Source organism: Allobosea sp. 05T422_2 (assembly GCF_056396265.1).
This window is the reverse complement of record NZ_JBFTLD010000248.1, coordinates 1-10,380: the sequence shown is the minus strand read 5'-3', so window position 1 is coordinate 10,380 and position 10,380 is coordinate 1. Positions and strand designations below refer to the sequence as shown.

The following is a 10,380-nucleotide window of genomic DNA, read 5'->3' as shown; positions in this document are numbered from 1 at the left end:
ACTATGCTGTATCGCTCGACGAACCGCCTCTGTCGTCGTGGCGCTCCCATGGTGAACCTGGCCCATAGCGCCTCCTTCCACTCACGCGAAAAGACTGCACCATCAAAGCCCGGGATCAAACAGCTAGCCTCCTCCCGCCTGCTGGCTCGCGATGCGCTGCAGGAAGATCGCCGCAATCGTCAGCAGGAAGCCCGCCCACCACAGCGGCGAACGCAGGCTCTTGCCGCTGCCGGGAGCTTCCGGCGGCGCCTTGCCATTGAGCCGCTGGATGATCGGCCAGGCGAAGCAGCCGAACCCGGCCCCCCCGAGCGCAAGCGCCACCATATTGAGCGAAGCCGCATCCATCGCCCTAGATCACATCGCCTCAGGGCCACGGCTCATCGCCGCGATGCCGGTGCGCGAGACTTCGGTGAGCCCGACCACGGTCATCAGCTTGATGAACCGCTCGATCTCCTCGGTCGAGCCCGTGAGCTCGAAGACGAAGGAGGTCAGGGAGGCATCGAGTGTGCGCGCGCCGAAAGCCGCCGCAAGCCGCATTGCCTCGACCCGATGGTCGCCCTTGCCGACGACCTTGACCAAGGCAAGCTCGCGCTCCAGCGCCTCGCCCTGCAGCGTCAGGTCGACGACCCGGTGCACGGGCACCAGCCGGTCGAGATGTGCCTTGATTTGCTCGATGACGTTGGCGGTGCCCGACGTGACCACGGTGATGCGCGAGATGTGCTTCTCGTGCTCGGTTTCCGAGACGGTGAGGCTCTCGATATTGTAGCCGCGGCCCGAGAACAGCCCGGCGATGCGGGCGAGAACGCCCGGTTCATTGTCGACGATCACCGCCAGCGTGTGGCGGGCGACCGGCTGGATCTTGGGAGCGTTCGGATAATGCGTGGCTGACGTCGGCATCGGACACCTGCAGGAGCTGAAGCGGAATTCGGAACTAGACGTGACGGAGATTGGCGATGGCGGGCTCGTCGACCTCGTCCTGGGTTACGATCCAGGGCTCGGCCAGGTCGGCCTTCAGCCAATCCCGATAGGAGGGATGGTCGAGCACCGCGGCCATATAGGCCGCACTGACCGGGTCGACCGGGATCGAATAGGTATCGAGCCTTGTGACGACGGGCGCATACATGGCATCGGCTGCCGAGAAGCCGCCGAAGAGGAAGGGCCCTCCCTCCGCCTCGCCGAAGCGGGAGCGAGCCTCGCGCCAGAGTGCAGTGATACGGGCGACATCCTTCGCGACGTCGCCCCCGCGATCGCGTGCCGCAAAGCGCTTGCCGAGATTCATCGGACAGGCCCGGCGCAACGCGAAGAAGCCAGCATGCATCTCGCTCGACATGGCACGGGCATGGGCGCGCGCCGCCCGGTCCCTTGGCCAGATCCCGAGATCGGGATAGCTGTCATGCAGGTATTCCATGATCGCGAGCGTCTCCCACGCCGCAATGTCCCCGTCGACCAGCGTTGGCACGGTGCCGCCGCTGCCCGGAGCCTCGGCGAAGATCGCCTCCTTGAAGCCAGGCTCGTCGAGCAGGACGAGCTTCTCATCGAAGGCAATGCCCTTGGCGCGCAGCACGAGCCAGGCCCGCAGCGACCAGGACGAGTAGCACTTGTTTCCGATCAGGAGCTTCATGCCGCCTGGCTCGCCGTTTCCAGGCCGAAATCGAGCGCCGCTTCGACATGCAGCGCCGTCGTGTCGAAGACCGGGATGTCGAAATCCGCTTGCGAGACCAGGAGGGTGATCTCGGTGCAGCCAAGGATCACCCCGTCCGCGCCCTGCTTTACCGCCGCTGCGACGATGTCGAGATAGCGTGCCTTCGAGGCAGGCTCGATCCGACCACGGCAGAGTTCCTCGTAGATGATGCGATGGACATCGTCGCGCTGTTCGGCATCGGGAACCATGGCCTCGACGCCGAACGCAGCGAGGCGCTCGCGATAAAAAGCCTGTTCCATCGTGAAGCGCGTCGCCAGCAATAGCGGCCGCCGCGACGGGCTTTTGCGGATCGCCGTCGCGGTCACGTCGGCCAGATGCAGGAACGGCACGCGAGTCGCAGCCGTGATCCGGTCCGCCAGCTTGTGCATGGTATTGGTGCACAGCAGGATACAGTTCACGCCCGCCCGCTCGAGCCGGATGGCGCTGTCGGCCAGGAGATGGCCGGCCGCAGCCCAGTCCCCGCTCGCCTGCATCTCGGCGATCGGCGCGAAATCGAGCGAATGCAGCAGCACATCCGCCGAGTGCAGCCCGCCCCGAAGGGCGCGCACCCGCTCATTGAGCAGCCGGTAATAAACCGCAGTCGATTCCCAGCTCATGCCGCCGATCAGGCCGATCGTGCTCATGCCCGCGCCTCCTCGCCCGCTTGCCGATCGTCAGACAAGCTGCTTGCCCCTGGCATCGATGATATCGCCCGTATTTCCCTCGAAATCGGGCAGGATCATCTCGTTATGGGCCTTGCCCGACGGGATCATCGGGAAGCAGTTCTCTTCCTTCGCAACAAGGCAGTCGAAGATCACCGGCTTTGGCGTATCGATCATCTCGCGGATCGCATCATCGAGCTGGTCCGGATCCGAGCAGCGGATGCCGTGGCCGCCATAGGCTTCCGCGAGCTTCACGAAATCGGGCAACGAAGCCGAATAGCTCTCCGAATAGCGCCCGCCATGCAGCAGTTCCTGCCATTGACGAACCATGCCCATATATTCGTTGTTCAGGATGAAGATCTTGACCGGCAGCCGGTGCTGCACCGCCGTCGACATCTCCTGCATGTTCATCAGGATGGAGGCTTCGCCGGCGATGTCGACGACCAGCGCCTTCGGATGGGCCATCTGCACGCCGATTGCCGCCGGCAGGCCGTAGCCCATGGTGCCGAGTCCGCCGGAGGTCATCCAGCGGTTCGGCTCCTGGAAGTGGAAGTACTGCGCCGCCCACATCTGGTGCTGGCCGACTTCGGTGGTGATGTAGGTGTCGCGATCCTTGGTCAGCTCATAGAGCCGCTCGATCGCGTATTGCGGCTTGATGACCGCACCGGACTGCTTGTAGCCGAGGCTGTTGCGCGCGCGCCAGCCGCTGATCTGCTCCCACCAGCCCTTCAAGGCCTCCTTGTCGACCTGCGGGCTCGTCTCGCGCCAGATCCGGACCATGTCCTCCAGGACATGGGCGCAATCACCGACGATGCCGATGTCGATCTTGACGTTCTTGTTGATCGAGGACGGGTCGATATCGACATGGATCTTCTTCGAGCGTGGCGAGAAGGCGTCGAGCCGACCGGTGATGCGGTCGTCGAAGCGTGCGCCGATATTGATCATGACGTCGCAGTCATGCATCGCAAGATTGGCTTCGTAGGTGCCGTGCATGCCCAGCATGCCGAGCCACTGCTTGTCGGCCGCCGGGAAAGCGCCCAGCCCCATCAGTGTCGAGGTGACGGGATAGCCGGTCAGCCGCGCCAGTTCGCGCAGCAGCGCCGAGGCGTGCGTGCCGGAATTGATGACGCCGCCGCCAGTGTAGAAGATCGGGCGCTTCGCCTTGGCCATCAGTTCGACTGCGGCCCTGATCTTGTTCAGGTCCCCCTTGACCGTCGGACGGTAGGTCTTGTGCTGGTTGTCGCGCGGGCGGGTGTACTCGCCCTTGGCGAACTGGATGTCCTTCGGAATGTCGACGACGACCGGCCCGGGACGGCCGTTGGCGGCGACATAGAAAGCCTCGTGCAGGATGCGCGGCAGATCCGCGATGCTCTTCACGAGATAATTATGCTTGGTGCAGGAACGCGTGATGCCGACCGTATCGCATTCCTGGAAGGCGTCGGAGCCGATCAGATGCGTCGGGACCTGCCCGGTGATGACGACAACCGGGATCGAGTCGAGCAGCGCGTCGGTCAACCCGGTGACGGCGTTGGTCGCGCCGGGGCCGGAGGTCACCAGGACGCAGCCAACCTTGCCCGAGGAGCGCGCATACCCCTCCGCTGAATGGACGGCACCCTGCTCGTGCCGGACCAGAATGTGCTTCACCTTGTCCTGGAGGAAGAGCGCGTCATAGATCGGCAGCACGGCGCCGCCGGGGTAGCCGAACAGATGTTCGACGCCTTGATCCTGAAGCGCACGGACGACCATTTCCGCGCCGGTCATCATCTCGCTCATGTCGCTCTCCTCGGGGGTCTTCGGGTCAGTTCAGGGAAAATCGGGCAATAAAAAAGGCCCTCGGAGGGGCCTGGGCGTGCGCTGGCGTCAGGGGCCAAGCGGTTTGTTCAACCGCCCCCTACCAGCGCACCCGTACGAGAATAAGCTTGCGCATCGCGCCCGACATCCTTTGCGATAATTGCGGCACGCTAGACGACCGGTTTGGCATGGTCAAGCTGCAAAAACTCATGGCCCTCAGTTCCGAAAATCCCATGACGAAAGGGAACACTTTTTCAAGAACGGCCTTGCTAAGGTCCTTGCGCGCGAAACGGGGCCGCCATGTATCAGGAAGTGCACACCGAAAATATCGTCGAACGCGCCCATGCGCCGGAAGTGGCCGAACTTCTGCAGCGCTTTGCCCTGCATGCCCCTGGCGCAGGCGGCGTCTCCTACGAGGCGCTGCTCAAGGACCTCATGCCCCGCTTCGGCGACGACCTCATGGTGTGTGTCCCGACCGGAGACGGCGACTATCGCTATGAGCATTACGGCCGCGAAATCACACGCTATGTCGGCGGCAGCCGGCAGAGCGAACGCATCTCGCAGATGACCCCTCAGGTCGCCCGGTTCACGATCCAATGCTATGATCAGGCCCTGACGCACGGCAAGCCGATGTATACGGTGCATCGCTCCCTCAAGACCGTCCGGGTGTGCCTGTGGGAGCGACTGGTCCWGCCGACCACCGGCACAAATGGCGATCGCTTCCTTGTCGTCTTCAGCCKGCCGCTGCAATTCCGCGAGGAACTGCTGACCACGGTTCTGGAGACCTCGCCCAGCGGCATTGTCGCATTGCGGGCCGTACGCGACGATGACGGCAATATCGAGCGCACGATCATCATCACCGCCAATCGCCGCGCGGCACTGATGGCGGGCCATCCCGACGAGAACCTGCTCGACACGGACGCCCGCACGAGCCTGCCCTTCCTCTCTGACGCCATGATCTGGCGCCGCTGCCTCTATGCCATCGAGCTGCGCCGCAACGACATCTTCGAATCCAGCTTTACGGTGAATGGCCGTGAGATCTGGCTCCAGCTCGCACTGGCGCCGCTCGGCGACGGGCTGGTGATCACGCTCACCGACATCTCCGAGCTGATGATCGCGAACCTGACGCTGCAGAGCCGGGCCGCAACGCTGGCGCTCGAGATCGGCCGGGAGCGTGCGACCCGACGGGCGCTGTCGCATGAGATCGGCCAGCGCGAGGAACGCGAGCAGGAACTGCGCCGCCTTGCCGAGACAGATCCGCTGACCGCACTCCTGAACCGGCGCTCCTTCATCGAGAAGGCCAATCGCGAGATCCTCGCGTGCGAAACGGACGGTGACGATGCGTCCCTGATCATCGTCGACATCGACCACTTCAAGAGCGTCAACGACACGCATGGCCATGTCGCCGGCGATGCCGTGATCAGGGCCTTCGCCGATCTCCTGCTTGGCCTGGTCAGGCCCGAGCGCGATCTGGTGGGGCGTTTCGGCGGTGAGGAGTTCGCCGTCTTCCTGCCACGCACCGGCTCCGCGGCCGCGATGCGCATCGCCCATCGTATCCAGGATGCGCTGACGATGCGCGAACTGCCGACCTCCGAGACGATGTCCCTGCGTGTCACTGCGAGCCTCGGGGTGGCGACCCGCGAGAGTGCGGAGAGCTTCGCGGAGTTCTTTGCGCGCGCCGACAGCGCCTTGTACCGCGCCAAGCACGAAGGCCGCGACTGCATCCGCTTCGCGGGGGCAGACGTCGCCGAAGCCGCCTGATCTCAGGCCCGTGTCTCCAGCTCGCGCAGCGCAAAGCCGAGAGCGGCCTCGGGGGCTACAGCATGCCAGCCCGCCATCTGGTGACGGAACCACGTGACCTGGCGCTTCGCATAGGCACGCGTGTCGGCCTGCCCCCTGGCAATGGCTTCCTTGAGGCTGAGCGCCCCGTCGAGATGGGCGATCAGGCCGGGCACGCCATGCGCGCGCATGACCGGCAGCAGGGGATCGAGCCCGCGCGCCCGTAGCGCTGTAACCTCTTCGAGGGCGCCCTCCCCCATCATCTGCTCGAAGCGTCGATCGATGCGGGCACGCACCAGATCGCGTTCGGGCGAGACGAAAAGCTGGAGCAGCGCTMCCCCGTCCAGCGGGCCTGGCTTGCGTGCGCCCTGAAAACTTGCCAGCGACCGCCCGGTCGCGGCAAAGACTTCCAGCGCTCTCATGATCCGCATGCGGTCGCTCGGACGCAGCCGCTCGGCCATGACGGGATCGCAGCGTTGAAGTTCGACATGGAGCGCAGCCGTCTCGCGCGCCTCGGCATGGGCACGAAAGGCCGAGCGAACTGCCTCGGGCACCGGCGGGATTTCCGAAAGGCCCTCGGTCAGCGCCTTGAAGTAGAGCCCCGTCCCGCCGACCAGCACCGGAAGCGACCCGTTGCCCGCCAGCTCGTCGAGGAGCGCGCTGACATCAGCGACATAGCGCATCGCCGAATGGTTCACGGCGCCGTCGACATGGCCATAGAGACGGTGAGGAACCATCGCCTCGTCGTCGATCGTCGGYCGCGCGGTGATGATCCGCAGATCGGCATAGACCTGCATCGAATCCGCATTGACGACGGTTCCGCCAAAGCGGCGCGCGATCTCGATCGCCAGCGCGGACTTGCCGCTCGCCGTAGGACCTGCGATGAGCACCGCCCTGTACGCCACGCTCAATCGGTCCTTCTCATGCTCGTCGCGACACTTGTTTCCGCTCACGGCCAGGCGCTGCTGAGCGACGCCCTGCTGACGCGTCTCGCCAATGCCGTATCCGGCGTAACCCGGCAAGCCCGCCTGGATGACGAGGTCGCAGCAGACCTCTTCGCGGATGGGGCGGACGCACGCAAGCTCGAAGCCGACATTCGGGCRGCGCTCGACGGAACCGCGGTCGATATCATTGTCCAGCCGGCGGCGACACGCCGTAAGGCGCTGTTCCTCGCCGACATGGATTCGACCATGATCGGTCAGGAATGCATCGACGAACTCGCCGCCTATGTCGGGCTCAAGGACAAGGTCGCAAGCATCACCGAACGCGCCATGCGCGGCGAGATTGCCTTTGAACCGGCGCTGCGCGAGCGCGTGGCGCTGCTGAAGGGCGTCCCGGCATCGGTCGTGGACGAGATCATCCGCGAGCGCATCACGCTGACGCCCGGAGGCCGGCAACTGGTGCGCACCATGCGCGCCAACGGAGCCTATACGGCGCTGGTCTCGGGTGGCTTCACCGTGTTCACGGGCCCGCTCGGCGCGACCATCGGCTTCGACGAAGATCGTTCCAACACGCTCCTTGTCGCAAACGGCGTCCTGACCGGCGAAGTCGARGCCCCGATCCTCGGCAAACAGGCCAAGCTGGACTCGCTTGTCGAACTGCGCGAGCAGCGCAGCCTTTCAAGAGCCGCGACATTGGCGGTCGGCGACGGTGCCAACGATCTCGCGATGCTCGGCGAGGCCGGGCTTGGCGTCGCCTTCAGAGCGAAGCCGGCGGTTGCGGCTGCGGCAGATGCCCGGCTCGACCACGCGGATCTGACGGCGCTGCTCTACGCTCAGGGCTATCGCGGCGACGAGATCATCCAAGCCTGAATTATCGCACCGGATCGCGAATCCCGCCCGATAAGCCAGGCTTCGGTGTCTGCATCGCCCCGCAATCCGCCCTTCGGCCGATGATCCTTGTGTTTGCATCGGCTTTCCCGAAAACCGCAATCCACTTTTCGGGCCGATGCTTTAGTCGACGATGAACAGCTTTGCGCCCCTGGGCGCCTGTGAGCGATGCGCCTCGGCCTGATCGGCGACCTGATAGCTCATGCCAGGCCGGAGCGTGAAAGCGCGACCGTCTTCCAGCACGGTCTCCAATTCGCCCTCGAGGCAGAGCAGGACATGCCCCTTCGAGCACCAGTGATCCGAGACGTAGCCCGCGGAGTACTCGACCATGCGAACCCTGATCGCATTTTCCGCCGGTCCGAAGAAACGCGTGCGCCAGATCGCCTCGCCCTTCTCGCCTGGGTGACGCACCGGCTCCACTGAACTCCAGTCGACCGTTCCGAAAGGAATCTCGCTCATCCGCATCGCATATCCACTCCGCTGCTCGTCGCCCTGATCGCACACCGAACGGAGCGCAACCAATGCAAATTGCTCATCGGCCCGATCGCAATCCGGAGAAATGAAAAGGGCGGCCACGAGGGCCGCCCTTGATCCTGTCCAAGACCAGCTTGGTCAGTTCATCGTGACCGCGACGAAACGAACCTCACCCTGCCCGTTCGCGACCAGAAGCAGAGCCGACTTCTTGCCCTCCTTCTTCAGCGCATCCAGGCGCTTGGTCACGTCCTCGGGCGAGTTCACCGCCTCCTGGCCAACCTCGACGATCAGTTCACCGATCGAGATGCGCTTGTCCGCGGCATTGGAGTTGGGATCGACCTTGGTGATCACAACGCCCTTGGTGCCGTCCTTGATGGAGTAGCGCTTCCTGAGCTCGTCCGTCTGCTGCGAGAGTTCCAGACCCAAGGCCGTGGTCACGGCGGGCTTGGCCGGTTCGGCATTCGGCTTGGCAGAGGCCTGCTGGACCTTCTCGCCATCCTCGAGCCGGCCGAGCTTGACCGTCTTGACGACTTCCTTGCCCTTGCGGACCACCGTGATCGGCGCATCCTTGCCGACCGCCGTACCGGCGACAATCCGCGGCAGATCGCGCGAATCCTTCACTTCCTTACCGTCGAACTTGACGATGACATCGCCCACTTCAAGCCCCGCCGGCTTGGCCGGGCCCTTGTCATCGATGCCGGCAACGAGCGCGCCGCGCGCCGTGCCGAGACCGAGCGCCTCGGCCGTGGCGTCGTCGACGCTCTGGATACGGACGCCGAGCCAGCCGCGGCGGGTCTCGCCGAACTCACGGAGCTGATCGACGACATTGACCGCCAGCGACGAGGGAACGGCAAAGCCGATGCCGACGGAGCCGCCGGTCGGCGACAGGATCGCGGTGTTGATGCCAATGACTTCACCGGCCATGTTGAACAGCGGGCCGCCGGAATTGCCSYKGTTGATSGCCGCRTCGGTCTGGATATAGGTGTCGTAGGGGCCCTGCTGGATATCGCGGTTGCGGGCCGAGACGATGCCCGACGACACGGAGCTGCCGAGGCCGAACGGATTGCCGATCGCCATGACAGGGTCGCCGATCCGCATCTTGTCGGAATCCCCGAACTTGACGGCATCGAGCGGCTTGTCGTGCTTCACGCGCAGCACCGCGAGATCGACCTTGGTGTCCTTGCCGATGATCTCCGCCTTCAGGCGCAGGCCACTGTTGAAGATCACCGTGATTTCGTTGGCGTCACCGATGACGTGGTTGTTGGTGACGACGATGCCGGAGGAATCGATCACGAAGCCCGAGCCGGCCGATTGCGACCGTCGCTGCTGCGGCGGCTGGCCCTGGCCCTGGCCCTGCTGGCCCTGACCGCGGCGGTTGAAGAACTCCTCGAACAGATCGCCGAAGGGCGTATCGGGGCCGAGCTGCGGCAGTTGCGGCAGGTTGCGGCTGCGCGTGTCGCTCGTCGTGACAGCCGAGATATTGACCACCGCCGGCATCACCCGCTCGGCCAGGTCGGCGAGCGAAATCTGCCCCTGGACCAGCGGCGACACTCCCGTCGGCGGCTGGGCGATCACAGGCGTCGCCAGCATCGGCAGCGCCGCGACGCCGGCCACGAGCGCGGCCCGCGCAAGCCCGGAAGCGGAAACGATTTTCAGTGCCATCAATCAGGGTCCTCGTGAAGAAGCAGGCCGATCGTGCGGCCAGGATGTTGGCCTAGAGATTGAACCTCAAATTGCGGCGGAAGGGCGACACACAATCACGTCACCAGGCATTCCGACCGCCGCTTCTACACCCCGATGCGTACGAGCCAGACGAGGAGTACCCCGAACACGGCTGAACCGATACCGATCAGCCGCATTCGGTCTGCTGGCGTCTCCGCTGCGCTGCGCAAGGCATCCTTCGCCAGATTTGGAATCGCTGCGAACAAGATGCCTTCGATGGCGAAGACGAGGCCGAGCGCCGCGATGAAATCCAGCATACGCGACGCTCGCTATCGATCAGGGATTGGCCGCCGGGGCCGGCGTTGCAGCCGAGCTCTGGGGACGTCCCGTAGGGTCGTTGAAGTAGCGGAAGAACGGCGAATCCGGCGAAAGCAGCATCCGCGTGTCCCCCGGCTTGATGCTCGCCTCATAGGCCTGCATTGCTCGCCTCATAGGCCTGCAT

The 10,380-nt window shown here is 64.7% G+C and carries 11 protein-coding genes; 2 read left to right on the top strand and 9 right to left on the bottom strand.

The features are described 5' to 3' along the window. Nucleotides 1–123: 123 nt before the first annotated feature. Genes AC1DJT_RS29200 through AC1DJT_RS29180 form a run of 5 tightly spaced genes read right to left on the bottom strand, consistent with a single transcriptional unit; the run spans nucleotide 124 to nucleotide 4,116 of the window. Nucleotides 124–345: a hypothetical protein gene (locus tag AC1DJT_RS29200; RefSeq protein WP_441508446.1), complete on the bottom strand. Its 222-nt coding sequence runs from the start codon at nucleotides 343–345 to the stop codon at nucleotides 124–126. Between the two features lie 9 nt (nucleotides 346–354). Next, nucleotides 355–897, bottom strand: coding sequence for an acetolactate synthase small subunit (gene ilvN / locus AC1DJT_RS29195; RefSeq protein ID WP_069879874.1), 543 nt, complete (start codon nucleotides 895–897; stop codon nucleotides 355–357). A 34-nt stretch (nucleotides 898–931) separates the two neighbouring features. Continuing rightward, on the bottom strand, nucleotides 932–1,621 hold the full coding sequence (locus AC1DJT_RS29190; RefSeq protein WP_476835415.1) for a glutathione S-transferase family protein: 690 nt from the start codon (nucleotides 1,619–1,621) through the stop codon (nucleotides 932–934). Then, nucleotides 1,618–2,325 (bottom strand): aspartate/glutamate racemase family protein, encoded by a 708-nt coding sequence (locus tag AC1DJT_RS29185; RefSeq protein ID WP_476769030.1) that lies wholly within the window; start codon nucleotides 2,323–2,325, stop codon nucleotides 1,618–1,620. Before AC1DJT_RS29185 ends, AC1DJT_RS29190 begins: the two co-directional genes overlap by 4 nt. A gap of 30 nt (nucleotides 2,326–2,355) precedes the next feature. Beyond that, the gene (locus AC1DJT_RS29180) at nucleotides 2,356–4,116 is read right to left on the bottom strand and encodes an acetolactate synthase 3 large subunit (RefSeq protein ID WP_069879871.1); all 1,761 of its coding nucleotides are present in this window, start codon (nucleotides 4,114–4,116) and stop codon (nucleotides 2,356–2,358) included. Nucleotides 4,117–4,434: 318 nt separating this feature from the next. On the opposite strand from AC1DJT_RS29180, the gene AC1DJT_RS29175 reads away from it, so the two are divergent. Further along, nucleotides 4,435–5,895 carry a GGDEF domain-containing protein gene (locus tag AC1DJT_RS29175; protein ID WP_476835414.1) on the top strand — a complete coding sequence of 487 codons (1,461 nt, stop codon included), beginning with the start codon at nucleotides 4,435–4,437 and terminating at the stop codon, nucleotides 5,893–5,895. Between the two features lie 2 nt (nucleotides 5,896–5,897). On the opposite strand, the gene miaA is transcribed toward AC1DJT_RS29175, so the two are convergent. Continuing rightward, on the bottom strand, nucleotides 5,898–6,818 hold the full coding sequence (gene miaA / locus AC1DJT_RS29170) for a tRNA (adenosine(37)-N6)-dimethylallyltransferase MiaA (RefSeq protein WP_476835413.1): 921 nt from the start codon (nucleotides 6,816–6,818) through the stop codon (nucleotides 5,898–5,900). A gap of 18 nt (nucleotides 6,819–6,836) precedes the next feature. Here miaA and serB point away from each other — a divergent pair, with 18 nt between their 5' ends. Next, a complete protein-coding gene (gene serB / locus AC1DJT_RS29165) occupies nucleotides 6,837–7,724 on the top strand; it encodes a phosphoserine phosphatase SerB (RefSeq protein ID WP_441508451.1) in 888 nt (295 codons plus the stop codon). Nucleotides 7,725–7,865: 141 nt separating this feature from the next. Here the strand turns inward: serB and AC1DJT_RS29160 are convergent, their stop codons facing one another. The 3 genes from AC1DJT_RS29160 to AC1DJT_RS29150 all read right to left on the bottom strand — a co-directional run bounded on the left by AC1DJT_RS29160 (nucleotide 7,866) and on the right by AC1DJT_RS29150 (nucleotide 10,195). After that, nucleotides 7,866–8,201, bottom strand: a complete 336-nt coding sequence (locus tag AC1DJT_RS29160; RefSeq protein WP_441489260.1) for a DHCW motif cupin fold protein — start codon at nucleotides 8,199–8,201, stop codon at nucleotides 7,866–7,868. 153 nt (nucleotides 8,202–8,354) lie between these two features. Further along, complete coding sequence (locus AC1DJT_RS29155) at nucleotides 8,355–9,878, bottom strand: Do family serine endopeptidase (protein WP_476835412.1); 1,524 nt, start codon at nucleotides 9,876–9,878, stop codon at nucleotides 8,355–8,357. A 125-nt stretch (nucleotides 9,879–10,003) separates the two neighbouring features. Beyond that, nucleotides 10,004–10,195, bottom strand: coding sequence for a DUF2065 domain-containing protein (locus AC1DJT_RS29150; protein ID WP_043237452.1), 192 nt, complete (start codon nucleotides 10,193–10,195; stop codon nucleotides 10,004–10,006). Nucleotides 10,196–10,380 lie beyond the last annotated feature (185 nt).

Excerpts from the sequence above, each read along its gene's own strand:
- AC1DJT_RS29180 (WP_069879871.1), bottom strand. The coding sequence starts at position 4,116 with ATGAGCGAGATGATGACCGGCGCGGAAATGGTCGTCCGTGCGCTTCAG.
- AC1DJT_RS29150 (WP_043237452.1), bottom strand. The coding sequence starts at position 10,195 with ATGCTGGATTTCATCGCGGCGCTCGGCCTCGTCTTCGCCATCGAAGGC.
- ilvN (WP_069879874.1), bottom strand. The coding sequence starts at position 897 with ATGCCGACGTCAGCCACGCATTATCCGAACGCTCCCAAGATCCAGCCG.
- AC1DJT_RS29200 (WP_441508446.1), bottom strand. The coding sequence starts at position 345 with ATGGATGCGGCTTCGCTCAATATGGTGGCGCTTGCGCTCGGGGGGGCC.
- AC1DJT_RS29185 (WP_476769030.1), bottom strand. The coding sequence starts at position 2,325 with ATGAGCACGATCGGCCTGATCGGCGGCATGAGCTGGGAATCGACTGCG.
- AC1DJT_RS29190 (WP_476835415.1), bottom strand. The coding sequence starts at position 1,621 with ATGAAGCTCCTGATCGGAAACAAGTGCTACTCGTCCTGGTCGCTGCGG.
- AC1DJT_RS29160 (WP_441489260.1), bottom strand. The coding sequence starts at position 8,201 with ATGAGCGAGATTCCTTTCGGAACGGTCGACTGGAGTTCAGTGGAGCCG.